The sequence below is a fragment of the Leclercia sp. 119287 genome, assembly GCF_009734485.1.
Taxonomy (GTDB): Bacteria; Pseudomonadota; Gammaproteobacteria; order Enterobacterales; family Enterobacteriaceae; genus Enterobacter; species Enterobacter adecarboxylatus_C.
In genome coordinates, this window is sequence record NZ_CP046445.1 from 1,079,876 (window position 1) to 1,105,306 (window position 25,431).

General features: G+C 57.2%; 23 protein-coding genes. 17 read left to right on the forward strand and 6 right to left on the reverse strand.

Annotated elements, in window-relative coordinates:
- Window positions 1–13: 13 nt before the first annotated feature.
- Window positions 14–3,145, reverse strand: a complete 3,132-nt coding sequence (gene sbcC, locus GNG27_RS05280) for an exonuclease subunit SbcC (RefSeq protein WP_156263072.1) — start codon at window positions 3,143–3,145, stop codon at window positions 14–16.
- Window positions 3,142–4,347 (reverse strand): exonuclease subunit SbcD, encoded by a 1,206-nt coding sequence (sbcD, locus tag GNG27_RS05285; protein ID WP_156263073.1) that lies wholly within the window; start codon window positions 4,345–4,347, stop codon window positions 3,142–3,144. The genes sbcC and sbcD overlap by 4 nt, the downstream gene beginning before the upstream one ends.
- 194 nt (window positions 4,348–4,541) lie before the next feature.
- On the opposite strand from sbcD, the gene phoB reads away from it, so the two are divergent.
- The 5 genes from phoB (at window position 4,542) to malZ (ending at window position 11,679) form a co-directional block, all read left to right on the forward strand.
- Window positions 4,542–5,231, forward strand: a complete 690-nt coding sequence (gene phoB / locus GNG27_RS05290; RefSeq protein WP_032616792.1) for a phosphate response regulator transcription factor PhoB — start codon at window positions 4,542–4,544, stop codon at window positions 5,229–5,231.
- A 21-nt stretch (window positions 5,232–5,252) separates the two neighbouring features.
- The gene (phoR, locus tag GNG27_RS05295) at window positions 5,253–6,548 is read left to right on the forward strand and encodes a phosphate regulon sensor histidine kinase PhoR (RefSeq protein WP_156263074.1); all 1,296 of its coding nucleotides are present in this window, start codon (window positions 5,253–5,255) and stop codon (window positions 6,546–6,548) included.
- A 409-nt stretch (window positions 6,549–6,957) separates the two neighbouring features.
- Window positions 6,958–8,277 (forward strand): branched-chain amino acid transporter carrier protein BrnQ, encoded by a 1,320-nt coding sequence (gene brnQ, locus GNG27_RS05300; RefSeq protein ID WP_142488406.1) that lies wholly within the window; start codon window positions 6,958–6,960, stop codon window positions 8,275–8,277.
- Between the two features lie 79 nt (window positions 8,278–8,356).
- A complete protein-coding gene (proY, locus tag GNG27_RS05305) occupies window positions 8,357–9,730 on the forward strand; it encodes a proline-specific permease ProY (RefSeq protein WP_156263075.1) in 1,374 nt (457 codons plus the stop codon).
- Between the two features lie 131 nt (window positions 9,731–9,861).
- On the forward strand, window positions 9,862–11,679 hold the full coding sequence (gene malZ / locus GNG27_RS05310) for a maltodextrin glucosidase (protein ID WP_142488408.1): 1,818 nt from the start codon (window positions 9,862–9,864) through the stop codon (window positions 11,677–11,679).
- 114 nt (window positions 11,680–11,793) lie between these two features.
- Here the strand turns inward: malZ and GNG27_RS05315 are convergent, their stop codons facing one another.
- Both GNG27_RS05315 and acpH read right to left on the reverse strand, forming a co-directional pair.
- On the reverse strand, window positions 11,794–12,396 hold the full coding sequence (locus GNG27_RS05315; RefSeq protein ID WP_142488409.1) for a peroxiredoxin C: 603 nt from the start codon (window positions 12,394–12,396) through the stop codon (window positions 11,794–11,796).
- Window positions 12,397–12,523: 127 nt separating this feature from the next.
- Window positions 12,524–13,105, reverse strand: a complete 582-nt coding sequence (acpH, locus tag GNG27_RS05320; protein WP_156263076.1) for an ACP phosphodiesterase — start codon at window positions 13,103–13,105, stop codon at window positions 12,524–12,526.
- A 91-nt stretch (window positions 13,106–13,196) separates the two neighbouring features.
- Here acpH and queA point away from each other — a divergent pair, with 91 nt between their 5' ends.
- The 7 genes from queA to GNG27_RS05355 all read left to right on the forward strand — a co-directional run bounded on the left by queA (window position 13,197) and on the right by GNG27_RS05355 (window position 19,860).
- Window positions 13,197–14,267 carry a tRNA preQ1(34) S-adenosylmethionine ribosyltransferase-isomerase QueA gene (queA, locus tag GNG27_RS05325; protein ID WP_156263077.1) on the forward strand — a complete coding sequence of 357 codons (1,071 nt, stop codon included), beginning with the start codon at window positions 13,197–13,199 and terminating at the stop codon, window positions 14,265–14,267.
- Between the two features lie 53 nt (window positions 14,268–14,320).
- Window positions 14,321–15,448, forward strand: coding sequence for a tRNA guanosine(34) transglycosylase Tgt (gene tgt, locus GNG27_RS05330; RefSeq protein WP_106992120.1), 1,128 nt, complete (start codon window positions 14,321–14,323; stop codon window positions 15,446–15,448).
- Window positions 15,449–15,470: 22 nt separating this feature from the next.
- Window positions 15,471–15,803: a preprotein translocase subunit YajC gene (gene yajC, locus GNG27_RS05335; RefSeq protein ID WP_142488412.1), complete on the forward strand. Its 333-nt coding sequence runs from the start codon at window positions 15,471–15,473 to the stop codon at window positions 15,801–15,803.
- A 25-nt stretch (window positions 15,804–15,828) separates the two neighbouring features.
- Window positions 15,829–17,676 (forward strand): protein translocase subunit SecD, encoded by a 1,848-nt coding sequence (secD, locus tag GNG27_RS05340; RefSeq protein WP_142488413.1) that lies wholly within the window; start codon window positions 15,829–15,831, stop codon window positions 17,674–17,676.
- A 10-nt stretch (window positions 17,677–17,686) separates the two neighbouring features.
- Complete coding sequence (secF, locus tag GNG27_RS05345) at window positions 17,687–18,658, forward strand: protein translocase subunit SecF (protein WP_142488414.1); 972 nt, start codon at window positions 17,687–17,689, stop codon at window positions 18,656–18,658.
- A 141-nt stretch (window positions 18,659–18,799) separates the two neighbouring features.
- The gene (locus GNG27_RS05350; RefSeq protein WP_156263078.1) at window positions 18,800–19,165 is read left to right on the forward strand and encodes a VOC family protein; all 366 of its coding nucleotides are present in this window, start codon (window positions 18,800–18,802) and stop codon (window positions 19,163–19,165) included.
- A gap of 14 nt (window positions 19,166–19,179) precedes the next feature.
- Complete coding sequence (locus GNG27_RS05355) at window positions 19,180–19,860, forward strand: YafY family protein (RefSeq protein ID WP_156263079.1); 681 nt, start codon at window positions 19,180–19,182, stop codon at window positions 19,858–19,860.
- Between the two features lie 95 nt (window positions 19,861–19,955).
- Here the strand turns inward: GNG27_RS05355 and GNG27_RS05360 are convergent, their stop codons facing one another.
- Window positions 19,956–20,840, reverse strand: coding sequence for a nucleoside-specific channel-forming protein Tsx (locus tag GNG27_RS05360; RefSeq protein ID WP_106992126.1), 885 nt, complete (start codon window positions 20,838–20,840; stop codon window positions 19,956–19,958).
- A gap of 262 nt (window positions 20,841–21,102) precedes the next feature.
- Window positions 21,103–21,642 carry a DUF3251 domain-containing protein gene (locus GNG27_RS05365; RefSeq protein WP_156263080.1) on the reverse strand — a complete coding sequence of 180 codons (540 nt, stop codon included), beginning with the start codon at window positions 21,640–21,642 and terminating at the stop codon, window positions 21,103–21,105.
- A 154-nt stretch (window positions 21,643–21,796) separates the two neighbouring features.
- Between GNG27_RS05365 and nrdR the strand changes: the two genes are divergently transcribed.
- The 5 genes from nrdR (at window position 21,797) to thiL (ending at window position 25,409) form a co-directional block, all read left to right on the forward strand.
- Complete coding sequence (gene nrdR, locus GNG27_RS05370; protein ID WP_032616812.1) at window positions 21,797–22,246, forward strand: transcriptional regulator NrdR; 450 nt, start codon at window positions 21,797–21,799, stop codon at window positions 22,244–22,246.
- A 4-nt stretch (window positions 22,247–22,250) separates the two neighbouring features.
- Entirely contained in the window at window positions 22,251–23,357 is a 1,107-nt protein-coding gene (gene ribD / locus GNG27_RS05375) for a bifunctional diaminohydroxyphosphoribosylaminopyrimidine deaminase/5-amino-6-(5-phosphoribosylamino)uracil reductase RibD (protein WP_156263081.1), read from the forward strand.
- A gap of 90 nt (window positions 23,358–23,447) precedes the next feature.
- Window positions 23,448–23,918 carry a 6,7-dimethyl-8-ribityllumazine synthase gene (ribE, locus tag GNG27_RS05380; RefSeq protein WP_156263082.1) on the forward strand — a complete coding sequence of 157 codons (471 nt, stop codon included), beginning with the start codon at window positions 23,448–23,450 and terminating at the stop codon, window positions 23,916–23,918.
- 21 nt (window positions 23,919–23,939) lie between these two features.
- Window positions 23,940–24,359, forward strand: a complete 420-nt coding sequence (gene nusB / locus GNG27_RS05385) for a transcription antitermination factor NusB (protein ID WP_032616814.1) — start codon at window positions 23,940–23,942, stop codon at window positions 24,357–24,359.
- 78 nt (window positions 24,360–24,437) lie between these two features.
- The gene (thiL, locus tag GNG27_RS05390; RefSeq protein ID WP_156263083.1) at window positions 24,438–25,409 is read left to right on the forward strand and encodes a thiamine-phosphate kinase; all 972 of its coding nucleotides are present in this window, start codon (window positions 24,438–24,440) and stop codon (window positions 25,407–25,409) included.
- Window positions 25,410–25,431 lie beyond the last annotated feature (22 nt).

Below are 25,431 nucleotides of genomic sequence, written 5' to 3' on the forward strand. Positions count from 1 at the left end.
GCGCTTGCCCGGCCTACGAAACGGCAAATTCTTTATCCAGTTTGCTGTACCCCAGCCCGTTAATTTTCTTCACTTTGATCTGTACCGGAATGCGCTCTTTCATCGCCTCGACGTGGCTGATGACGCCGATGGTTTTGCCGCTGGCATTCAGCGCATCCAGGGCATCCAGAGCGGTATCCAGCGTTTCGCTGTCCAGGGTGCCGAAACCCTCATCAAGGAACAGCGAGTCAATCTGCGTTTTGTGGCTCACCAGGTCGGAGAGCGCCAGCGCCAGCGCCAGACTCACGAGGAAACTTTCGCCGCCGGAAAGGGTGCGGGTATCGCGCACGGCATCCGCCTGCCAGGTATCTACCACTTCCAGCTCCAGCGCGTCGCTGGCCTTGCGTTGCAGGAGGTAGCGGCCATGCAGGCGGGTCAGCTGCTGGTTGGCGAGCCACACCAGGTTGTCGAGGGTTAAGCCCTGGGCAAACTTACGGAAGCGATCCCCCTCTTTAGAACCGATCAGCGCGTTGAGATAACCCCAGTCATCCGCCAGCCGGGCTGCGGCCGCAATTTCCTGCATCAGCGCCTGCTGGTGCAGGCGGTTATCGCTGTCCTGCTTGAGCTGCTGGCGGATCTCCCCCTGGCGGGTGGTGTTTTCACGCAGCTTCTGCGCGAGCTGCTGTAGCTGCGCCTGTAAAAGCTGCACGTCTGTCGTCAGGTTGTCCGGGCGATGTTCCAGATGTTCGTTCAGGCGCTGGCCGGCCTGCTGAAGCAGCGCCGTGGCCTGCTGGATCTGATTTTCCAGGGTCTGTTTCAGCTGCTCGAGACGGTGAAGGGTCGCATCATCCAGCAGGGCCGCGAGAAACGCCTCGCGATCGCTGAAGACGCTGGCGGCCAGCGCGGCGGCAAACTGTTCCTGGGCGTGTTGCAGGCGTTCGCTTTCCAGCCTGAACTGCTGTTGCAGGGTGGCAAGCTGGCTGTGCAGGGAGACGCATTCGGTATGAATTTCGCGCCAGTTCTCCGGAATAACGCTTTCTGCTTCAATGGACTCCGTCGCCGGAAGGGTCTCCAGCAGCGGCGTCAGGGCAGCCATGCGTTCCCGCAGGGCGATGTGCTGGGACTGCTGCGTCTGCCAGTGCTGCGCCTCTTTCTCACGTTCAGCGAGCCAGACCGGCTCCGCACCCTCATCAGGCATCGCCAGCGACAATTCCTGGAGGGATTTCTCCATCGCGGTGCGGGCTGCGGCCAGCTGCTGGAGATAGCCTTCTTCCTGGGCCTCTTCTTCATTCAGCTGGTTTTGCAGCGTCAGGCGCTGGCTAAGCTGGTAAAGCTGCTGCTCGTACTGCTCCTGCTGATTCAGCCAGGGGGCGATATCATCCTGAATATTCAACGTCACCGTCAGGGAAGCGCAAACCTGCTGCCACTCCTCGGTGAGCGCCTCCGCGTCCCGGGCCAGCGTCTGCGCCTCGTCTGTTTCCCGCTGCAGCTGGGTGGTGAGGGCATTCACCTGGCCCAGCAGCAGCAGGCCTTCCTCTTTGAGGGCTGCGACCTCTTTTTCCATCGCGTCCCGGCGGCGCTGGTTTTCCGTGAGCGCTAAGGCCTGGTACTGCGCGATCGCCGGATGTTCGGTGGAGCCACAGAGCAGGCAGGGTTTCCCGGATTCCAGTTCGGCCCGATAGCTCTCCAGCTTCTTGATCTTCTCTTCCTGCTCGCACAGGACTTTCAGATCGAGATAGTGCTGGTTTTTCTCTTTGTACTGCTGGCGGCGCAGCGTCAGCGTTTCGTTGAGTTTTGCCAGTTCGCCCTGCGCCTTTTGCACGCTTTCGTTATTCTGGCTGAGGCGCTTTTGCAGAGGCTGATAGCGGGCATGCAGGGTGGTCAGACGCTGGCGCGCCGCGCGGGCCTGGTTTTGCAGTGCCATTTCGGCGGTTACTTGTTCCGCCGTGAGCGTCAGCCTGTTTTCCGGCAGACCTGCCAGCTTCTGCCGTAATTCCGCAATACGCCGGGTCAGCGTCGCGAGCTGCGTTTTATCGCGATTCAGCTGGGTAAAGTGTGCACGCCAGCCTGCCATCTCCTGACCCCACTGGCGCAAGCGGTCGTGGTCGGCCAGCCACTGCGTCAGGGTGGTGAACTCGGTCTGCAGCTGTTCCTGCGCGCGCAGCGCTCCGTTGCGGATCCGCGCGCGCAGCGCCTCGCTGGACTGTAAGCGAGTATTCACATCCAGCATCTGCTGTTCCGTTTGCGCCAGGCGGATGCTCTGCTCCTGCTGCCGCTCCCACTGCGGGCGCAGCAGGGCGGCGGGCTGGGCCAGATGCAGCTTTTCCAGCTCTGGGGTAGCGTCGGCCAGGGCCTGCTGCGCCTGCTGCCGGGCGGCCATCGAACGTTGCTGCTCGCGCAACAGCTCATCTTGGCGGGTCAGCCAGTGAAAATCTTTCTGCTGCGCTTCCTGTTGAGCCAGCAGCTGTTGTTCTTCGTCAGTGAGTACCTGCAAACCTTGCTGGAGCTGCTGCTGTTGTTCATCGCTGAGTAATATCACGCCAGCGGCCTGGGCTTCACGCCTCTCCAGCTCGCTGCGCGCCGCTTTGTGTTTTTCAAACACCATCGCCGAAATCTGGCCGTAAATTTCGGTGCCGGTCAGCTCCTCCAGCAGCTCGGCGCGCTCTTTCGGCCTGGCGTTGAGGAAAGCGGCAAATTGCCCCTGGGAGAGCAGCATCGAGCGGGTAAAGCGGTCATAGTCCAACCCGGTCAGCGAGGCGACAAGCTCCAGCTTATCTTTCACTTTATCCGCGAGGATTTTGCCGTCTTCGCACTGGGCCAGCTCCACGCGCGGCACCTGGAGGTTACCGTCCGGCTGATTGCGCGCCCGGTTCTGACTCCAGAAGGCGCGATAGGCCACCCCTTTCACCTCAAACTCCACCTCCGCCAGACACTCGGCGGTGTCGCGGGTCATCAGATCGTTCTGCGATTGCGAGACGGTGTTGAGGCGCGGCGTCTCGTGGTAGAGCGCGAGGCAGATGGCATCCAGCAGGGTGGTTTTCCCGGCACCGGTAGGGCCGGTGATGGCAAACAGGCCGTTGCTGAGAAAGGGCTCGGCGGTAAAATCGATTTTCCATTCGCCCTTGAGCGAGTTGAGGTTTTTCAGGCGCAGGCTGAGAATTTTCATGCGTTATCCTCCTCGTTATCCAGGGCGTGCAGCGCATGGCTGAACAGCTCGTTTAACCGGGTTCTCTGGGCGTCGTCGAGGGTCTCCTGCGCCAGGCGGCGTTCGAACACCTCTTCCACGCGCAGCTCACTGAGGGTTTCACGCAGGCTGTTGGCGAGGAGCTTCTCGCGCAGCTCGCGACTGCGCCGCACCAGCAGCACCTCCACCGGCAGATCTTCCGTCAGGCGCTGAATCTTACGCTGCATGTCGTGCAGGTACTCCTCGGTGGCAATTTCGATATCCAGCCAGACGGGGGGCGTCTGCTCCACGCCGCGCCACTGCTCCAGCTGGGCGGCGATGGCCGCCAGATCGCCCTTCAGCACTGCCAGCGGTTGGGTGATGGGCACCTCCAGAGATTCAACGGCGCTGAGCTTACCCTGGTCAAAACTCACCAGATGCACGCATTTGCTTTTGCTGGTTTCGTCAAAGCTGAGGGGGATAGGGGATCCGCAGTAGCGAATGTGGTCGCAGCCGCCAATCTTCTGGGCGCGGTGGATGTGGCCCAGCGCGATATAGTCCGCCGCCGGGAAATGCTGGGCGGGGAAGGCATCCAGCGTCCCGATATAGATGTCACGTACTGCGTCACTTTTACTGGCGCCGACGGTGGTGAGGTGCCCGGTGGCGATAATCGGCAGGACGCTGTCGCCGCGAAGCTGGCAGGCGGCGGTATACTGATCGGCATAATAGTGGGTGATGGCGGCTAACAGCTGCTGCTGTTTCTCCATCCCCGAGAGGCCCGCCTGGCTTTTCATCACGTCGCGAGGACGTAAGAACGGGATCGGACAGAGCACCGCCCCGGGGGTACCGTCGCGTTTGCGCAGAATTTGCGGTCCGTGACCGGCGCTGGCGACCACGGTGGTGTTGAGAAACGCCAGAATCTCACGGGATTCATTCAGCGTGGCCACGGAATCATGATTGCCGGCCACAATCACCAGATGGCAGCCGGTCTTCTGCAGGTTGACCACGAAACGGTTATATAGCTCTCGCGCATAGCTCGGCGGCGATCCGGTGTCGAAGATGTCCCCGGCCACGAGAATGGCGTCGACCTGGTGAGATTGTGCCATCTCAAGCAGCCAGTTGAGGAACGCTTCATGTTCGGCGGCGCGGCTTTTGCTGTAAAAGTTCTGTCCCAGATGCCAGTCCGAGGTGTGAAGTATGCGCATAACAGATCCGTGGCAAAAAAAAGTAAGCGGGATTATAAACATTCAGGGGAAGGAAGATAACCGCTACAATCAGGGCGGCCAGAAAACAACGGCTTGCCTTTATTGGTGGGCAGGTTTTTCATAAATCTGTCATAAATCTGACGCATAATGACGCCGTATTACAAACATGTAACCTAAATAAGACAGGGCTAAGTATGGCGAGACGTATTCTGGTCGTAGAAGATGAAGCACCCATTCGTGAAATGGTCTGTTTCGTGCTCGAACAAAATGGCTTTCAACCGGTGGAAGCCGAAGATTACGACAGCGCGGTGAATCAGCTCAACGAACCCTGGCCCGATCTGATCCTGCTCGACTGGATGTTGCCCGGCGGCTCTGGTCTGCAATTCATCAAACATATCAAACGTGAAGCCTTAACCCGCGATATCCCGGTGATGATGTTGACGGCCCGCGGCGAAGAGGAAGATCGCGTTCGCGGTCTGGAGACCGGGGCGGATGACTACATCACCAAGCCTTTCTCCCCGAAAGAGCTGGTGGCGCGTATCAAGGCGGTGATGCGCCGTATTTCACCGATGGCGGTGGAAGAGGTGATTGAGATGCAGGGCCTGAGCCTGGATCCTACTTCGCACCGCGTGATGACCGGTGAAAACCCTCTCGATATGGGACCGACCGAATTCAAACTGCTGCACTTCTTCATGACCCACCCGGAACGCGTCTACAGCCGCGAGCAGTTGCTCAATAATGTCTGGGGCACTAACGTGTATGTTGAAGACCGGACGGTGGATGTGCATATTCGTCGTCTGCGTAAGGCCCTGGAAACCAGCGGTCACGATCGCATGGTACAGACCGTCCGCGGCACGGGTTATCGTTTCTCAACCCGTTTCTGAACAATGACAGGAGTGTGACGCGTGCTGGAACGTCTGTCATGGAAAAGGCTCTGTTTTGAACTGGTCCTTTGCTGTATCCCGGCCCTGATCCTCGGGGCCGTTTTCGGTTATTTACCCTGGTTTTTGCTGATAGCAGTCACGGGATTGCTGATCTGGCACTTCTGGAATCTGCTCCGCCTCTCATGGTGGCTGTGGGTTGACAGAAGTATGACCCCACCGCCGGGCAGCGGCAGCTGGGAACCCCTTCTGTATGGTCTTCACCAGATGCAGATGCGTAATAAAAAACGCCGACGCGAGCTGGGTAGCCTGATCAAACGCTTTCGCAGCGGTGCGGAATCTCTGCCGGATGCGGTGGTGCTCACCACCGAAGAGGGAGCGATGTTCTGGTGTAACGGACTGGCGCAACAGCTGCTGGGCCTGCGCTGGCCTGACGATAATGGACAGAACATCCTCAACCTGCTGCGCTACCCCGAGTTTGCGCAGTATCTGAAGAAACGCGATTTCACCCGCCCGCACAATCTGGTGCTGAACAACGGTCGCCATCTGGAGATCCGCGTCATGCCCTACAGCGACAAACAGTGGCTGATGGTGGCACGCGATGTGACGCAAATGCACCAGCTGGAAGGGGCGCGGCGCAACTTCTTCGCCAACGTCAGCCATGAGTTACGCACCCCGCTGACGGTGTTGCAGGGCTATCTGGAGATGATGCAGGAGCAGACCCTGGAGGGCGCGCCGCGGGAAAAAGCGCTCCAGACCATGCGCGAGCAGACGCAGCGCATGGAAGGGCTGGTGAAGCAGCTGCTGACTCTCTCCCGTATTGAGGCTGCGCCAACCCTGGCGCTCAACGAAACCATCGACGTGCCGATGATGTTGCGGATGTTAGAGCGCGAGGCGCAAACCCTGAGCCAGCAGCAACATCAGCTCACCTTCGAGGTGGATAACAGCCTCAAAGTGCGCGGCAGTACCGATGAGCTGCGCAGCGCCATCTCCAACCTGGTTTATAACGCGGTGAATCACACTCCGGCGGGCACCCACATTACCGTGCGCTGGCAGCATGCGCCCACGGGGGCGGAGTTCAGCGTGGAAGACAATGGCCCGGGTATCGGTCCGGAGCACATTCCCCGTCTTACCGAGCGTTTTTATCGGGTGGATAAAGCCCGTTCTCGCCAGACGGGCGGCAGCGGACTGGGGCTGGCTATCGTGAAGCACGCCATCAATCACCACGACAGCCGTCTCGATATCGTCAGCACGCCGGGCAAAAGTACGCGTTTCAGTTTCGTGATCCCGGAACGTTTGATTGCCAGTAACAGCGCCTGACGCCCCTCCTGTAATCAGATATTGCCACAGGCCAGCGTAAGCTGGCCTGTTTGCTTTGCAGTCAACCGAAGCGCGGGTAAATTTTATACGCCTGATGCTTTTTTGTTCGCATGATTAGCCATGGGTTTTTCTGATAATTGGTGTAATGTTTCAGGTCTTACTTTCAACCTGGCATATTGTTCTGGTTTTGCGATCCCATATTGCCTTTAAACGTTATAAGCGTTTAAATTGCCCTCCTGATATTGTCGGACAGACTGTATTTGCGTGGTAAATCGAAAAAATATTCCTGACCACGGCAGCAGGGGAGCATTTCCCGCTGAAATTGCACATTTTTTCCGCTGTTTTGTTCCGCATGGGATAGCGAAAAATTCAACGTTTTCAACACCACATCCACAGGCAGTAAGGTTTTATGACCCATCAATTGAAATCGCGCGATATCATCGCACTGGGCTTTATGACATTTGCGCTGTTCGTTGGCGCGGGCAACATCATCTTTCCACCAATGGTGGGTCTGCAGGCGGGTGAACACGTCTGGACCGCGGCGATCGGCTTTCTGATCACCGCTGTGGGCCTGCCGGTACTGACCGTCGTGGCGCTGGCGAAAGTAGGCGGCGGCGTCGACAGCCTCAGCGCGCCAATTGGTAAAGTCGCCGGGGTGATGCTGGCCGTGGTCTGCTACCTGGCGATCGGTCCGCTGTTTGCGACCCCGCGTACCGCGACCGTCTCCTTCGAAGTGGGAATTGCCCCGCTGACCGGCGATGGCCCGCTGCCGCTGTTTATCTACAGCCTGGTCTATTTCGCCATCGTGATCCTGGTGTCGCTCTATCCTGGCAAGCTGCTGGATACCGTGGGCAACTTCCTGGCCCCAATGAAGATTCTGGCCCTGCTGGTGCTGGCTGTAGCGGCGATTGTCTGGCCTGCTGGCCCGCTGAGCTCCGCCACCGAAGCCTATCAGAACGCCGCTTTCTCTAACGGTTTCGTGAACGGTTACCTGACCATGGATACGCTGGGTGCAATGGCATTCGGTATCGTGATCGTTAACGCTGCGCGTTCCCGCGGCGTGACCGAAGCGCGTCTGCTGACCCGCTACACCGTCTGGGCTGGCCTGATGGCGGGCGCTGGGCTGGCGCTGCTCTATCTGGCGCTGTTCCGTCTGGGTTCCGACAGCAGCGTGCTGGTTGACCAGGGTGCGAACGGTGCGGCTATTCTGCATGCCTACGTTCAGCACACCTTTGGCGGCGCGGGCAGCATGATGCTGGCTATCCTGATCTTCCTGGCCTGTCTGGTGACGGCGGTTGGCCTGACCTGTGCCTGTGCGGAGTTCTTTGCTCAGTACGTTCCGCTCTCTTACCGTACGCTGGTGTTTATCCTCGGCGGCTTCTCGATGGCGGTGTCGAACCTGGGGCTGAGCCATCTTATTCAGGTCTCTATTCCGGTGCTGACCACCATCTACCCGCCGTGCATCGTGCTGGTGGTGTTGAGCTTCACCCGCGGCTGGTGGAATAATTCCACACGAATTATCGCTCCGGCCATGTTTATCAGTCTGCTTTTTGGTATGCTTGACGGTATTAAGGCATCGGCAATCAGCGCCATGCTGCCCGCCTGGACACAGCGTCTGCCGCTGTCTGAACAGGGTCTGGCGTGGCTGATGCCTACCGTTGTTGCACTGGTACTGGCTATTATCTGGGATCGTGCTGCAGGGCGTCAGGTTACATCGAACGCGCACTAATCAACGGCTGAATGTTAAACCACGGGGCGTAATGCCCCGTGGTTTTTTGTTTTTTTTAGTCTGAATGGCATGACAACAAATGGAAAGCACTAACAAACTCAAGCGTGGATTGAGCGCCCGCCACATCCGCTTTATGGCGCTGGGTTCTGCAATCGGCACCGGTCTTTTTTATGGCTCGGCAGATGCCATCAAAATGGCCGGTCCCAGCGTTCTGCTGGCTTATCTTATCGGCGGTGTTGCCGCCTACATCATCATGCGTGCGCTGGGGGAGATGTCCGTTCATAACCCGTCGGCCAGCTCCTTCTCCCGCTATGCCCAGGAAAACTTAGGCCCGCTCGCCGGCTATATCACCGGCTGGACCTACTGCTTCGAAATCCTGATTGTGGCCATCGCCGACGTGACGGCCTTTGGCATCTATATGGGCGTCTGGTTCCCGACCGTGCCGCACTGGGTCTGGGTACTCAGCGTGGTGCTGATCATCTGCGCCATCAACCTGATGAGCGTGAAGGTGTTTGGCGAGCTGGAGTTCTGGTTCTCCTTCTTTAAAGTCGCCACCATCATCATCATGATTGCTGCCGGTATTGGCATCATCATCTGGGGAATTGGCAACGGCGGACAACCGACCGGGATCCATAATCTGTGGAGCAACGGCGGCTTCTTCAGTAACGGCTGGATAGGCATGGTGATGTCGCTGCAGATGGTGATGTTTGCCTACGGCGGGATCGAAATCATCGGCATTACCGCCGGTGAAGCGAAAGATCCAGAGAAGTCTATTCCGCGCGCCATCAACTCGGTGCCGATGCGTATTCTGGTCTTCTACGTGGGGACGCTGTTCGTGATCATGTCCATCTACCCGTGGAACCAGGTTGGTACTAACGGCAGCCCATTTGTGCTCACCTTCCAGCATCTGGGGATCACCTTTGCCGCCAGCATCCTTAACTTTGTGGTGCTGACCGCCTCGCTCTCCGCCATTAACGCCGATGTCTTTGGCGTGGGGCGTATGCTGCACGGCATGGCAGAGCAGGGCAGCGCGCCGAAGGCCTTCGCCAAAACCTCCAGCCGCGGCACGCCGTGGGTGACGGTGCTGGTGATGACCGTTGCGCTGCTGCTGTCGGTCTATCTGAACTACATCATGCCGGAGAACGTCTTCCTGGTGATTGCCTCCCTGGCGACCTTCGCCACCGTCTGGGTGTGGATCATGATCCTGATGTCGCAGATTGGCTTCCGTCGTCGTCTGTCGCCTGAAGAGGTAAAAGCGCTGAAGTTTAAAGTGCCGGGCGGCGTGGCAAGTACCGTTGGCGGTCTGATCTTCCTGGTCTTTATTATCGGCCTGATTGGTTACCACCCGGAAACCCGCATCTCGCTGTATGTCGGCTTCGCTTGGATTGCCCTGCTGCTGGTGGGCTGGGTATTTAAACGCCGCCGCGAGCGCCAGTTAGCGGAAGTGCAGTAATCAGAATGCCCGGCAAAAGCCGGGCATTTTTCTCCTCCCCCTTCCTCCTCCCCCAATAAACCTCTTCGTGAGGAGTGAACATCAACTACCCTGTGGCAAGGTGACCTCATTTCTGGGAAAGGGGATAAGAGATGTTGAATGCATGGCACCTGCCGGTTGCCCCATTTGTTAAGCAAAACAACGATAAACTCGTCATCACGCTGTGGCTGACGGGTGAGCACCTGCCTGAGCGGGTGACAATGCGCGCTGAATTCGATAATGAAGAGACCTCGCTGCCGATGCACAAGCTGCGCAGCCAGCCGCAGCCCGGCGTCACCGCCTGGCGGGCGACCATCGACACAACCAAAGGGCAGCCGCGCCACCGCTACAGCTTTAAAATGCTCTGGCATAACCGCCAGCTGTGGTTCACCCCGCAGGGGTTCAGCCGCTTTCCACCCGCCCGGCTGGAGCAGTTCGCCGTCGACTACCCGGATGCCGGGCCAGAGTGGGTGGTGGAACAGGTCTTTTATCAGATCTTCCCGGACCGCTTCGCCCGCAGCCAGCAGCGCGATCCGGAGCGGGACAAAACGCACTATCACCATGCCGCCGGCCACGAGACCATCTTCCATGAATGGGATGAACCGGTCACCGCCCAGGCGGGGGGCTCAACCTTTTACGGCGGCGATCTGGACGGCATCAGCGAGAAGCTGCCCTACCTGAAAAAACTCGGCGTTACGGCGCTGTACCTCAACCCGGTGTTTGTCGCTCCCAGCGTGCATAAGTACGACACCGAAGATTACCGTCACGTGGATGAGCAGTTTGGCGGCGATGAGGCCCTGTTACGCCTGCGGGAAAATACCCACCGGGAAGGGATGCGCCTGATCCTGGACGGCGTGTTTAACCACAGCGGCGATTCCCACGCCTGGTTCGACCGCCATAACCGCGGAACCGGCGGCGCCTGCCATAACCCGGACTCGTCCCAGCGGGACTGGTACAGCTTTGACGACGAGGGCCGCGCCCTCGACTGGCTGGGCTATGCCAGCTTACCTAAGCTGGATTACCAGTCCCCGACGCTGGTAAACGAGATCTACGGCGGCGAGGACAGTATCGTCCGCCACTGGCTGAAAGCGCCGTGGAATATGGACGGCTGGCGGCTGGATGTGGTGCACATGCTGGGAGAAGGGGGCGGGGCACGCCATAACCTGCAGCACGTGGCCGGGATCACCCGTTCCGCGAAGCAGGCCCGACCCGATGCCTTCGTCTTTGGCGAGCATTTTGGTGACGCCCGCCAGTGGCTGCAGGCCGATGCGGAAGATTCGGCGATGAACTACCGCGGCTTCACCTTCCCGCTGTGGGGCTTCCTCGCCAATACCGATATCTCCTACGATCCGCAGCACATCGACGCTGAAACCTGCATGAAATGGATGGATAACTATCGCGCCAGCCTGTCGCATCAGCAGCAGCTCCGCATGTTTAACCAGCTCGACAGCCATGACACTGCCCGCTTTAAGTCGCTGCTCGGCAAGGATGTCGCGCGCCTGCCGCTGGCGGTCACCTGGCTGTTTACCTGGCCTGGCGTGCCGTGTATTTATTACGGGGACGAGGTGGGGCTGGACGGCAATAACGATCCGTTCTGCCGTAAGACCTTCCCGTGGGAGACCGAAAAGCAGGACCCGGTACTGTTTAAGCTCTATCAGCGGCTGATTAAACTGCGTAAACAGAGCCAGGCGCTGCGCTACGGCGGTTGCCAGGTGGTCTACGCCCATGACAACGTGGTGGTGTTTATGCGCGTCTACAACCAGCAGCGGGTGCTGGTGGCCATCAATCGGGGCGATGCCTGTGAGGTGGTGATCGACGATTCGCCGCTGCTGAAGGTCAAACAGTGGCAGCTAAAAGAGGGGAAAGGGGTGGCGCAGGAGGGCGTCCTCTCTCTGCCAGCGATCTCTGCCACCGTCTGGTTCGGCAATTAATCCTTTGCATTGCCGGGCGGCACTGCGTTTGCCCGGCCTACAAAGACGGGGTCGCCTAAACCGCCTCCATAAAAAAGGCCCGCATCTGCGGGCCTTTTTCGTAAACCGTGCCGATTACAGGCTGGATACGTTCTCGGTCAGGTATTTAGCAACGCCTGCTGGAGAAGCGGCCATACCTTCTTTACCTTTTTCCCACTGAGCCGGGCACACTTCGCCGTGCTCTTCGTGGAACTGCAGCGCGTCAACCATACGCAGCATTTCGTCGATGTTACGACCCAGTGGCAGATCGTTCACGACCTGGTGACGCACGATACCGTTAGCGTCGATCAGGAAGGAGCCGCGCAGGGCAACGCCCGCGTCCGGATGCTCGATACCGTAAGCCTGCTGGATTTCACGTTTGATGTCCGCAACCATCGCGTATTTCACTGGACCGATGCCGCCGTTGTCGACAGGGGTGTTACGCCATGCGTTGTGTACAAACTCAGAGTCGAAGGAGACGCCAACCACTTCCACGCCACGCTTCTGGAATTCTTCGTAACGCTTGTCGAACGCGATCAGTTCAGACGGGCAAACGAAGGTGAAGTCCATTGGCCAGAAGAACAGAACGGTGGCTTTACCGTTGGTGTGCTGTTTGAAGTTGAAGTTCTCAACGATTTCACCGTTGCCCAGAACGGCTGCAGCTGTAAAATCCGGGGCCGGACGAGTTACCAGAACCATATGATTCTCCTGTAGATACTAAGGTTATTTGGAACGCAACGCGGGCCAGTATAGAGAGTGTTCGCCCTAAAGACAAAGAGGCGCTGACAATCGTTAATCCAGCTTTTACCTATCAATCGCGGTTGTATTAAAGCTGCTTAGATTTCGCCTGCTCCATCATTCGCGGATAGAACTGCCAGAAGCGGGTCTCCAGCGCGTCGTAGTGGGCATCCAGATCCTGCCAGGAGTCGCGCAGGGCGTCGAGACGCGGGCGGCGGCTGGCCATCCCGTTGAGCACCCGCTGAATGAAGCCCATCTCGCTATAGCGCTCGAGCCAGCGCTCCGACCACAGGTAATTATTCAGATTCACAAAGCGTGGGGGAGAGTCCGGGAGAATGATTGCCACCTGGGCGTGGGCATAGCGTACAAACGCCGGCAGGGGCATCTCCGGGGAGAGCTGTTCCCAGTGGCGGGAGACGAAGTGATCCCACATCACATCCAGCGTAATGGGGGCGACACGGCGGGTCTCCGGGCGGAACCACTCCTTCGCTTCTTTTACTTCGGGCAGATTGTCGGTCATGACGTCGATCCGGCGATGCATAAAAATGCCCTCTACGACATCGGCTGGGTAATCCTCGGCGGGATTGCCGCGCACAAAATCGGCCAGCAAATTGCCGGAAAGAGAGCTGTCAGCGAGATGGGCGAGGTGCAGGTGAGCGAGAAAATTCATGCGATTCGTTATCCGGGGTCGGCTAGTTGTTGCAGCAAAGAGGTGTGAGCACTAGACTAAGCCGCCTGTTTTTAAGTCACGAGTATATGCCATGCGCGTCGCCGATTTCTCCTTTGATTTACCCGAGTCCCTGATTGCCCACTATCCTATGCCTGAGCGCAGTAGCTGCCGCTTATTGTCGCTGGATGGGCCGACGGGTGCGCTGACGCACGGTACTTTCACCGATTTGCTCGACAAGCTCAACCCAGGCGACCTGCTGGTGTTCAACAACACCCGGGTGATCCCGGCCCGTCTGTTCGGCCGCAAAGCCAGCGGCGGCAAGATAGAAGTGCTGGTCGAAAGAATGCTCGATGATAAACGTATTCTGGCACATATTCGCGCCTCCAAGGCACCAAAGCCGGGCGCGGAGCTGCTGCTGGGCGATGACGAGAGCATCAACGCCACCATGGTGGCGCGCCACGACGCGCTCTTTGAAGTTGAGTTTAATGACGAGCGTACGGTGCTGGATATTCTGAACACTATCGGCCACATGCCGCTGCCGCCGTACATTGAGCGTCCGGATGAAGAGGCTGACCGCGAACTGTATCAGACCGTCTACAGCCAGAAGCCTGGCGCGGTAGCTGCGCCGACGGCGGGCCTGCACTTTGATGAACCTTTGCTGGAAAAGCTGCGTGCAAAAGGCATTGAGATGGCGTTTGTGACCCTGCATGTGGGTGCAGGCACCTTCCAGCCGGTGCGGGTGGACAGCATTGAAGACCACATCATGCACTCCGAGTACGCCGAAGTGCCGCAGGAGGTTGTGGATGCCGTGATGGCGGCGAAAGCGCGCGGTAACCGCGTCATTGCCGTCGGTACTACCTCGGTTCGCTCGCTGGAAAGCGCTGCCCAGGCTGCCAAAAACGATCTGATCGAACCCTTCTTTGGCGACACACAAATCTTCATCTACCCGGGTTATCAATATCAGGTAATCGATGCGCTGGTGACCAACTTCCACCTGCCGGAGTCGACTTTGATCATGCTGGTATCGGCTTTTGCTGGTTATCAAAACACCATGAATGCCTACAAGGCTGCGGTAGAACAAAAATATCGGTTTTTTAGCTACGGTGACGCGATGTTTATCACGTACAATCCGCAGGCTTTGAATGAACGTGTCGGGGAATAACGCCGCGGCACTGGTCTAACGCGCCGGACTGTTTTTCTGACGCTGGAGAAAAAATGAAATTTGAACTTGATACCACCGATGGTCGCGCTCGCCGTGGCCGTCTGGTGTTCGATCGCGGCGTAGTAGAAACGCCTGCTTTCATGCCTGTGGGTACCTACGGCACCGTAAAAGGGATGACGCCGGAAGAAGTTGAAGCCACAGGCGCGCAAATTATCCTCGGCAACACCTTCCACCTGTGGCTGCGCCCGGGCCAGGAAGTGATGAAGCTGCACGGCGATCTGCATGACTTTATGCAGTGGAAGGGCCCAATCCTGACCGACTCCGGCGGATTCCAGGTCTTCAGCCTCGGTGACATCCGTAAGATCACCGAAAAAGGCGTCCATTTCCGAAACCCTATCAACGGCGACCCGATCTTCCTCGATCCGGAAAAATCGATGGAGATTCAATACGATCTCGGTTCCGATATCGTAATGATCTTCGACGAATGTACGCCATACCCGGCAGACTGGGACTACGCTAAACGCTCGATGGAGATGTCGCTGCGTTGGGCGAAGCGCAGCCGCGACCGCTTTGATGGCCTCGGTAACAAAAATGCGCTGTTCGGCATTATTCAGGGAAGCGTTTACGAAGATTTACGCGATATCTCTGTTAAAGGTCTGGTAGAGATAGGTTTTGATGGCTACGCTGTCGGCGGTCTGGCTGTGGGTGAGCCGAAGGAAGATATGCACCGTATTCTGGAGCATGTTTGCCCGCAAATTCCAACAGATAAGCCTCGATACCTGATGGGCGTCGGCAAACCAGAAGATCTGGTTGAAGGCGTGCGTCGCGGCATTGATATGTTCGACTGCGTTATGCCGACCCGCAACGCCCGTAATGGTCACCTGTTCGTGACCGACGGCGTGGTAAAAATCCGTAATGCGAAGCATAAAAGCGATACCAGCACGCTTGATGCCGAGTGCGATTGCTATACCTGTCGCAATTATTCTCGTGCCTATTTGCATCATCTTGATCGTTGTAATGAAATACTGGGCGCGCGTCTCAACACGATTCATAACCTTCGCTATTACCAGCGCTTAATGGCTGGTTTACGCAAGGCTATCGAAGAGGGTAAATTAGAGAGCTTCGTGACCGATTTTTACCAACGACAGGGTCGGGATGTTCCACCTTTGAACGTTGATTAATTTATTTAATGAGGGAATTTTAATGAGCTTTTTTATTTCTGATGCGGTAGCGGCAACAGGTGCACCGGCGCAGGGCAGCCCGATGTCTCTGATTCTGATGCTGGTGGTGTTCGGTCTGATCTTCTATTTCATGATCCTGCGTCCACAGCAGAAGCGCACCAAAGAGCACAAAAAGCTGATGGACTCCATCGCGAAAGGCGATGAAGTGCTGACTAACGGTGGTCTGGTAGGTCGTGTAAGCAAAGTAGCAGAAAACGGCTACATCGTTATCGCGCTGAACGATACTACTGAAGTAGTGATTAAACGTGACTTCGTCGCTGCCGTTCTGCCGAAAGGCACCATGAAAGCGCTGTAATTAACTTTTCCCAAAGGGAACTGCCGTGTTAAACCGTTATCCTTTGTGGAAGTACGTCATGCTGGTCGTCGTCATTGTCGTCGGCCTGCTGTATGCGCTTCCCAACCTGTATGGTGAGGATCCGGCTGTTCAAATCACTGGCGCGCGCGGCGTCGCCGCCAGTGAGCAAACGCTGATCCAGGTCCAGAAAACTTTACAAGAAGAAAAAATTACCGCTAAGTCTGTGGCACTGGAAGAGGGCGCTATTCTTGCTCGCTTCGACTCCACCGACACGCAGCTCCGCGCTCGTGAAGCGCTGATGGGCGTGATGGGTGATAAATATGTCGTGGCGTTGAACCTTGCTCCTGCAACGCCGCGTTGGTTAGCTGCTATCAACGCGGAGCCGATGAAACTCGGTCTCGACCTGCGTGGCGGCGTGCACTTCCTGATGGAAGTGGATATGGAAACCGCGCTCGGCAAACTCCAGGAACAAAACATCGACAGCCTGCGTAGCGATCTGCGCGACAAAGGCATCCCTTACACCACCGTGCGTAAGGAAGATAATTACGGGATGAGCATCGCGTTCCGCGACAGCAACGCCCGCGATCAGGCGATGGATTACCTGACCCAGCGTCATCGCGACCTGGTGCTCTCTTCTCAGGGCAGCAACCAGCTGCGTGCGGTGATGACCGATGAACGCCTGAAAGAAGCGCGTGAATACGCGGTTCAGCAGAACATCAACATCCTGCGTAACCGTGTAAACCAGCTTGGCGTTGCTGAACCACTGGTACAGCGTCAGGGTGCTGACCGTATCGTGGTTGAGCTGCCGGGTATCCAGGATACTGCGCGTGCGAAAGAAATTCTGGGCGCGACCGCGACCCTCGAATTCCGTCTGGTGAACACCAGCGTCGATCAGTCCGCCGTCACCTCTGGCCGCGTTCCGGGCGATTCTGAAGTGAAACAGACCCGTGAAGGCCAGCCGGTTGTCATGTACAAGCGGGTGATCCTGACCGGTGACCATATCACCGACTCGACCTCCAGCCAGGACGAATACAACCAGCCGCAGGTTAACATCTCGCTTGATAGCGCGGGTGGTAACATTATGTCTAACTTCACCAAGGACAACATCGGTAAGCCGATGGCGACCCTGTTCGTGGAGTACAAAGACAGCGGTAAAAAAGATGCTAACGGTCGCTCCATCCTGGTGAAAGAGGAAGAGGTGATTAACATCGCCAACATCCAGTCTCGCCTGGGTAACAGCTTCCGTATCACCGGTATCAACAACCCGAACGAAGCGCGTCAGCTCTCGCTGCTGCTGCGTGCCGGTGCGCTGATTGCGCCGATTCAGATTGTGGAAGAGCGTACTATCGGTCCAACCCTGGGTATGCAGAACATCACCCAGGGTCTGGAAGCCTGCCTGGCGGGTCTGATTATCTCCATCATCTTTATGATCTTCTTCTATAAGAAGTTCGGCCTGATTGCGACCAGTGCGCTGATCGCTAACCTGGTGCTGATTGTGGGCATTATGTCCCTGCTGCCGGGGGCGACGCTCACCATGCCAGGCATTGCGGGTATCGTTCTGACCCTTGCGGTGGCGGTCGACGCCAACGTACTGATCAACGAACGTATCAAAGAAGAACTGAGCAACGGTCGCTCTGTCCAACAGGCGATTGACGAAGGTTATCGTGGTGCTTTCAGCTCCATCTTTGATGCGAACGTAACAACACTGATTAAGGTTATTATCCTGTATGCAGTGGGTACCGGCGCGATCAAGGGCTTTGCTATTACCACCGGTATTGGTGTGGCAACGTCAATGTTTACCGCTATCGTCGGCACCCGTGCCATCGTGAACCTGCTGTACGGCGGCAAGCGCGTTAAAAAGCTGTCTATCTGAGGAGTGCGTTGTGGCACAGGAATATACTGTTGAACAATTGAACTACGGCCGTAAAGTCTGGGACTTTATGCGCTGGGACTACTGGGCCTTTGGCATATCAGGTTTTCTGCTGATCCTCTCCATCGCCATCATCGGCGTGAAGGGCTTCAACTGGGGTCTCGATTTTACCGGTGGTACGGTCATTGAGATCACCCTGGAAAAACCGGTCGATATGGACCAGATGCGTCAGTCGCTTGAGAAGGCGGGCTTTGAAGAGCCGCTGCTGCAGAACTTCGGCAGCAGCCGCGACATCATGGTGCGCATGCCGCCGGTGAAAGATGCCAACGGCAGCCAGGAGCTGGGCAGCAAGGTTGTGACCGTGATTAACGAAACGACCAGCCAGAATGCGACGGTAAAACGTATTGAATTCGTTGGCCCGAGCGTGGGTGCGGATCTGGCCCAGACCGGTGCGATGGCACTGCTGGTGGCGCTGCTCTGTATCCTGGCGTATGTCGGTTTCCGCTTCGAGTGGCGTCTGGCAGCCGGGGTGGTTATCGCTCTGGCGCACGACGTGGTGATCACCATGGGCGTTCTGTCGCTGTTCCATATCGAGATTGACCTGACCATCGTGGCCTCGTTGATGTCGGTTATCGGTTACTCGCTGAACGACAGTATCGTGGTATCGGACCGTATCCGTGAAAACTTCCGTAAGATCCGTCGCGGTACGCCGTACGAAATCTTTAACGTGTCGTTGACCCAGACGCTGCACCGTACCTTGATCACCTCCGGGACTACCCTGATGGTGATCCTGATGCTGTATCTCTTCGGCGGCCCGATTCTGGAAGGCTTCTCGTTGACCATGCTGATCGGTGTCTCCATCGGTACGGCCTCGTCCATCTACGTCGCGTCCGCGCTGGCGTTGAAGCTGGGCATGAAGCGCGAGCACCTGCTTCAGCAGAAAGTAGAAAAAGAAGGGGCGGATCAGCCGTCCATTCTGCCGTAACACGACATTTATTTGTCAGCGAAATCCCGGTCTTATGGCCGGGATTTTTTTTGCCTGCTCCTGACAAACACTCCTGACAGTATGCTGTCAGGAGGCCTGTCGTAGACTCCTTCTGAACCCAAACAACAGGCAGGAGGATGTATGAAAAGTGTGATTAACTGGTTTGAAATTCCGGTCGCGGATATGGATCGTGCCATCAAATTTTACGAGCCAGTGCTGCAGGTGGCGCTGAGACGCGAGAAAATGGATTGCGCCGAGCTTGCGGTTTTCCCGCATGAGGATCCGGCCACCGGCGGTGCATTGGCAAAATTTGACGGCATTGTACCGTCTCATGAAGGCGCTATTATTTATCTCCATACTGACAATCTGGCAGCTACGCTCGATCGTATCGTTACGGCAGGCGGTGAGTGCGTGTTTGGGCCGCTGGAGCTACCGCGCGGCATTGGCACTATCGCTTTGTTTACCGACAGCGAAGGCAATCGCGTCGGCCTCCATCAACCCGCCTGAGAGCTGAAGATAATATGACCCGACGCGCCGACCGTTTGTTTCAGATTGTGCAGATCCTGCGTGGCAGGCGGCTGACCACGGCTGCGCATCTGGCGGACAGGCTCGGCGTTTCTGAACGTACGGTTTATCGCGATATCCGGGATCTGTCCCTCTCTGGCGTGCCGGTGGAAGGGGAGGCGGGGAGCGGCTATCGGCTGATGTCGGGCTTTGACCTGCCGCCGCTGATGCTGACCAATAAAGAATCCGAGGCGCTGATGGTGGCGATCCGCCTGCTTAAAACATGGGGCGGGGAGTCGCTGTCACGTGAGCTGGAGTCTGCGCAGGAAAAGGTACTGGCGATCCTGCCGGAGGAGAGCCGCCGCAAGGCCGAGCAGACCCGGATTTATGCCCCGGATATCGCGATGCAACCCCACTCCCGCAGCGGTTTCGATGCGATCCATCAGGCGATCTCCGCTCAGCGGGTGCTGGGGCTGCACTATCGCGATGAGAGCGGGCAGCTGTCCTCCCGCAACGTACAGCCGCTGGGTTTGTTCTTCTGGGGCGAGCACTGGCTGTTGGCGGCCTGGTGCGAACGGCGCGATGACTATCGCTGTTTCCGGCTCGACAGGTGTCTCAATATCACGATGACGGACAGACGCTTTAGCGAAAGTGCGGATCGTTCGCTGGCGGATTTTTTGAGGAAGGTGAAGCAATAAGAGGCCGGGTGGCGCTTCGCTTACCCGGCCTACGGGTCCAACAGGTTTTGTAGGCCGGGTAAGGCGTAGCCGCCACCCGGCGATACAGGCACTGATTAGAAGTTATAACCCACAACCAGATAGCCACCCCAGCCGGTAGAACGGACGCTGAAGTCGCCGTCGCCGAAGTTCAGGCTGGCATCGTCGTTCCACTGACCACCGTTGTGCCAGTAACGTGCAACAACAGAGTAGTGCCAGTGATCGTAGTTCAGGGCCAGGATGTGGCTGGAAGCGATGGAGTCGTTGGTACGCGCTTTCTTACCGTTCAGGTCACGGAAGTCGTCGTTGCCCAGGTCTGAACCCCAGTCAAAGTTGGTGAAGCCGATGTAGCTCAGGTTGCCGCCCCACAGCTGGGTGATTGGCACAAAGTATTTCACTTTGAAACGGTAGCCATCCCACTCGTTTTCGTTCGCGGCACCGTAGTTCTGCCACTGGTATTTGGCATACACGTTCATGGACAGGCTCATCGGCAGACCGGTGTCGATGTCAGTCCCCAGACCCATGTACCAGGTGCTCTGACGACCGGACTTGTTGCGGCCCATGTCGTAGATATAGTTGTTTGCGACGTACCACTCTTTGAACGGACCAAACGCCAGGCTGGTGCCGGTCAGCTTGTCGATGGAGAAGCGCGGTTCGATCTCCATGAACAGTGGGGAACCGTGGTTCCAGATACCCTTCGCATCAGTGTTACCACCGAAGAAGACCGGCGCATCCATGTAACCATAGAAATCAAACCAGTCTTTCTTAGCGAACGCTTCGTATTCCAGGTAGGTATCGTTGCGGATCTGCGGTCCGAAACGGGTATGGTAGCTGCCGACGACGTTAACGCTCTGGTGCCACCAGTCGGAAACGTACTCTGGTTTATCGTTTTCTGCTGCCTGCACAGCGAAAGTTGAAGAAAGTGCCAGCGCTGCACCGGCTGCCAGTAATGTTTTTTTCATAATGATGCCACTGATTTGAAATCCCTTACGGGAGTGAAAAAGGCGCGAATTGCGTTTCTAAATATTTCGTATTTCTGGGAGCCTATTATAGGAATCCTTGCTCACAAAAATATGTGTTGTTTCACAGTTCTCTCACATACGTAATCGATTGCGTTCACGTTTGCGTATTTTTAACGGAGCGGATTGTAATAGCAAACATTTCTGTTGCCAATGTTTGTAACCAAAGAGGGGGGCGGAACGTGAAAGACGTTCCGCTGAGGAATTATTGCGCGACGGGCTGAATATCGTGGATGCGGATAAAACCGAGCCGATCGGGCGTCAGGCCATTTAGCTGAAGCGGGATGTCGACATCGCTGGGGGCCAGAACGCTGGCCGGGGCATTAATCAGCTGGGTCTGGACGTTCATCTCCTGGAAACTGTCGGTGGTGCCCTGGATCTGGCCCCACTCAACGGTGGCGCTGAAAGCCGGCAGCGGATCGTTTGATTCGCCCTGGATGCGCAGTGTCGCCCGGGTGCCGTCGGCGTTTGGCACGACGTTCACCAGCGACATCTTCAGCGTACCAATCTGGCTGTTCAGCCGGGCTGGGGTATTCGACCCCGTCAGCAGATAGACGCCGCTGGTCGATTTGGCGTTCAGCGCATTCTGCTGGGTAATCTTGACGGTTTCCTGGTTGAGCTTGTTCATGGTTGTGTTCAGTGAACTGATGCTCTGATTCATCTGGCGCACTTCGCTTTGCTGTGCGCAGGCGCTGAGGCTGAAAAGGCTGCCCAGCAGCAGAACATGTAGGTAACGTCTTGTCATGGCAATTATTTCCCTGAAATAACGGATTCTGCTAAGGGTAGTCAACGAAGCTCCCTGGCGTATAGATCCTTTATCTCAAAAAACGCTCCTTCTTTGTTGTCAGCCCAGTTCGGGGTAAAATGGAATTCAGTCAACCCGATAGCCAGGACACCGTATGCATTGCCCATTCTGTCTCGCCGTGGATACCAAAGTAATCGACTCCCGTCTCGTGGGAGAGGGCTCATCCGTACGCCGCCGTCGTCAGTGCCTGGTGTGTAACGAACGCTTCACCACCTTTGAGGTGGCGGAGCTGGTGATGCCCCGCGTTGTGAAAAGTAACGACGTTCGCGAACCCTTCAACGAAGAAAAGCTGCGCAGCGGGATGCTAAAAGCACTGGAAAAACGGCCAGTCAGCGCAGATGACGTCGAAATGGCGCTTAACCACATCAAAACCCAGCTGCGCGCCACCGGCGAGCGTGAGGTGCCGAGCAAAATGATCGGCAACCTGGTGATGGAACAGCTTAAAAAGCTCGATAAAGTTGCCTATATCCGCTTTGCCTCTGTTTACCGCAGTTTTGAAGACATCAAAGAATTCGGTGAAGAGATCGCCCGTCTACAGGACTAAGCACATGCAGGATGAGATTTACATGGCGCGAGCGCTGAAGCTGGCGCAACGCGGGCGGTTTACCACCCATCCCAATCCGAACGTCGGCTGCGTTATCGTTAAGGATGGCGAGATCGTCGGGGAAGGTTTTCACTATCGAGCCGGTGAGCCGCATGCTGAAGTCCATGCCCTGCGCATGGCCGGAGAGAAGGCGCGCGGCGCAACCGCCTACGTCACGCTGGAACCCTGCAGCCATCACGGACGCACGCCGCCGTGCTGCGATGCCCTTATTGCGGCGGGCGTTGCACGGGTTGTTGCGGCGATGCAGGATCCTAATCCGCAGGTCGCCGGTCGCGGTCTTTATCGCCTGCAGCAGGCGGGCATTGAGGTCAGCCACGGCCTGATGATGAGTGAAGCCGAACGTTTGAACAAAGGTTTCCTCAAGCGGATGCGGACCGGTTTTCCCTATATCCAGCTGAAGCTGGGCGCCTCCCTGGATGGCCGCACGGCGATGGCCAGCGGCGAAAGCCAGTGGATCACCTCCCCGCAGGCAAGGCGCGATGTGCAACGTCTGCGCGCGCAAAGCCATGCTATCCTCACCAGTCATGCCACCGTGCTGGCCGACGATCCTGCGCTGACCGTGCGCTGGGATGAGCTAAACGCTGATACCCAGGCGCTCTACCCGCAGGAGAATTTACGCCAGCCGCTGCGGATTGTGGTTGATCGGCAGAATCGGGTCACCCCTGAGCACCGCATTGTGCAGCAGCCGGGCGAGACCTGGTTTGCCCGCACCCGGGAAGATGCGCGCAGCTGGCCGGAAGGCGTGCGCAGCATTCTGGTGCCGGAGCACAATGGGCATCTGGATCTGGTAGTGCTGATGATGCTGCTGGGTAAACAGCATCAGATCAACAGCATCTGGGTTGAAGCCGGCCCAACGCTGGCTGGTGCTCTATTACAGGCCGGGCTGGTGGATGAGCTGATTGTCTATCTGGCGCCTAAACTGTTAGGCAGCGACGCACGCGGCCTGTGCGTGTTGCCAGGGCTGGAAAAACTGGCGGATGCGCCCGCGTTTAACTTTAGCGAGATACGCCCGGTTGGACCGGATCTCTGTCTCCACCTGACCACCGCGTAAGGCTTGCCTAAATAGGGAAGCAGTGCGCAAAATATTATGATAAAATCCGCCCCCCTGCGGGGCCACCAAATGAACCCGTTAAGGAAGAGTATGAACATTATTGAAGCAGCCGTTGCTACCCCGGACGCTCACGTCGCCATCACCATTGCGCGTTTCAACAACTTCATCAACGACAGCCTGCTGGATGGCGCGATTGACGCCCTGAAACGTATCGGCCAGGTGAAAGACGAAAACATTACCGTTGTCTGGGTTCCGGGTGCTTACGAACTGCCTCTGGCAGCGGGCGCACTGGCGAAAACCGGCAAATACGATGCGGTTATCGCGCTGGGTACCGTGATTCGTGGCGGCACCGCGCATTTTGAATATGTTGCGGGTGGTGCAAGCAACGGTCTGGCGCACGTGGCACAGGATGCAGAAATTCCTGTCGCTTTCGGCGTACTCACCACTGAAAGTATTGAACAAGCCATCGAACGCGCTGGCACCAAAGCCGGTAACAAAGGTGCAGAAGCTGCACTGACCGCGCTTGAAATGATCAATGTATTGAAAGCCATCAAGGCCTGATTTTTTTGTAAGGGGAATTCCGTGAAACCTGCTGCTCGTCGCCGCGCCCGTGAATGTGCCGTCCAGGCACTTTACTCCTGGCAGTTGTCCCAGAACGACATCGCTGATGTTGAATACCAGTTCCTGGCGGAACAAGACGTCAAAGACGTTGACGTCGTGTACTTCCGTGAACTGCTGTCGGGAGTGGCGACTAATAGCGCGTATCTCGACGGTCTGATGAAGCCGTACCTGTCCCGTCTGCTCGAAGAGCTGGGCCAGGTTGAAAAAGCTGTGCTGCGTATCGCACTGTTTGAGCTGTCGAAGCGTGATGATGTGCCTTACAAAGTGGCCATCAACGAAGCGATCGAACTGGCGAAAACCTTCGGTGCTGAAGACAGCCATAAATTTGTGAATGGCGTGCTGGATAAAGCTGCACCTGCGATCCGTCCCCGTAAAAAGTGATCCGCAAGCCGGAGTTTCGTATCGCCTTCGGGCGGTGCGGGCTCCGGTTTTTTTATTTTCTTTGCTGAGGCATAACGTATGGCATGTGGCGAATTTTCCCTGATTGCCCGTTATTTTGACCGAGTCAGAAGCTCGCGTCTCGATGTGGAAACCGGCATCGGCGACGACTGTGCACTTCTCAATATCCCCGAAAAACAGACCCTGGCGATCAGCACTGACACCTTAGTGTCGGGGCATCATTTCCTGCCGGATATCGATCCTGCCGATCTGGCGTATAAAGCGCTGGCGGTGAACGTGAGCGATCTGGCGGCGATGGGGGCCGATCCGGCGTGGTTAACGCTGGCGCTGACCCTGCCGAAGGTCGATGAATGCTGGCTTGAGGCCTTTAGCGACGCGCTGTTTGAACAGCTTAACTATTACGATATGCAGCTGATCGGTGGCGATACCACCGCCGGACCGCTGTCGATGACCCTGGCGATCCACGGCTATGTGCCGGTGGGGCGGGCGCTGAAACGCTCGGGCGCGAAACCGGGCGACTGGATTTACGTCACCGGTACGCCGGGTGACAGCGCGGCAGGGCTGGCTATATTGCAGAAGCGCCTGGCGGTCGATAACGACCGGGATGCGGCTTATTTTGTGCAACGCCATTTGCGCCCGACGCCGCGGATACTGCACGGCCAGGCGTTGCGCGATCGCGCCAGCTCGGCTATTGACCTCTCGGATGGCCTGATCTCCGATTTCGGCCATATCCTGAAAGCCAGCGGCGTGGGCGCGCGCATTGACCTTGATCTGTTCCCGCTCTCTGACGCGATGCGCAGGCACGTGGAGCCCGAGCAGGCGCTGCGCTGGGCGCTCTCCGGCGGTGAAGACTATGAGCTGTGCTTTACCGTTCCCGAGCTGAACCGCGGCACGCTGGATGTGGCCTTAGCCAATCTTGGGGCCGGATTTACCTGTATCGGCCAGATTATGCCGGAAAGCGAAGGGATGCAGTTCGTGCAGAACGGTTCGCCGGTGACGCTCGACTGGAAGGGTTACGACCACTTTGCGTGATGCCGGGGGCGCTGCGCTTGCC

Bases quoted from the DNA above. Each gene is read 5' to 3' on its own strand.
- GNG27_RS05350 (WP_156263078.1), top strand. From the start codon at position 18,800: ATGAAAAGTGTGATTAACTGGTTTGAAATTCCGGTCGCGGATATGGAT.
- tgt (WP_106992120.1), top strand. From the start codon at position 14,321: ATGAAATTTGAACTTGATACCACCGATGGTCGCGCTCGCCGTGGCCGT.
- ribD (WP_156263081.1), top strand. From the start codon at position 22,251: ATGCAGGATGAGATTTACATGGCGCGAGCGCTGAAGCTGGCGCAACGC.
- ribE (WP_156263082.1), top strand. From the start codon at position 23,448: ATGAACATTATTGAAGCAGCCGTTGCTACCCCGGACGCTCACGTCGCC.
- proY (WP_156263075.1), top strand. From the start codon at position 8,357: ATGGAAAGCACTAACAAACTCAAGCGTGGATTGAGCGCCCGCCACATC.
- sbcD (WP_156263073.1), bottom strand. From the start codon at position 4,347: ATGCGCATACTTCACACCTCGGACTGGCATCTGGGACAGAACTTTTAC.
- GNG27_RS05365 (WP_156263080.1), bottom strand. From the start codon at position 21,642: ATGACAAGACGTTACCTACATGTTCTGCTGCTGGGCAGCCTTTTCAGC.
- GNG27_RS05360 (WP_106992126.1), bottom strand. From the start codon at position 20,840: ATGAAAAAAACATTACTGGCAGCCGGTGCAGCGCTGGCACTTTCTTCA.
- sbcC (WP_156263072.1), bottom strand. From the start codon at position 3,145: ATGAAAATTCTCAGCCTGCGCCTGAAAAACCTCAACTCGCTCAAGGGC.
- brnQ (WP_142488406.1), top strand. From the start codon at position 6,958: ATGACCCATCAATTGAAATCGCGCGATATCATCGCACTGGGCTTTATG.
- GNG27_RS05355 (WP_156263079.1), top strand. From the start codon at position 19,180: ATGACCCGACGCGCCGACCGTTTGTTTCAGATTGTGCAGATCCTGCGT.
- queA (WP_156263077.1), top strand. From the start codon at position 13,197: ATGCGCGTCGCCGATTTCTCCTTTGATTTACCCGAGTCCCTGATTGCC.
- acpH (WP_156263076.1), bottom strand. From the start codon at position 13,105: ATGAATTTTCTCGCTCACCTGCACCTCGCCCATCTCGCTGACAGCTCT.
- GNG27_RS05315 (WP_142488409.1), bottom strand. From the start codon at position 12,396: ATGGTTCTGGTAACTCGTCCGGCCCCGGATTTTACAGCTGCAGCCGTT.
- thiL (WP_156263083.1), top strand. From the start codon at position 24,438: ATGGCATGTGGCGAATTTTCCCTGATTGCCCGTTATTTTGACCGAGTC.
- malZ (WP_142488408.1), top strand. From the start codon at position 9,862: ATGTTGAATGCATGGCACCTGCCGGTTGCCCCATTTGTTAAGCAAAAC.
- yajC (WP_142488412.1), top strand. From the start codon at position 15,471: ATGAGCTTTTTTATTTCTGATGCGGTAGCGGCAACAGGTGCACCGGCG.
- phoB (WP_032616792.1), top strand. From the start codon at position 4,542: ATGGCGAGACGTATTCTGGTCGTAGAAGATGAAGCACCCATTCGTGAA.
- nrdR (WP_032616812.1), top strand. From the start codon at position 21,797: ATGCATTGCCCATTCTGTCTCGCCGTGGATACCAAAGTAATCGACTCC.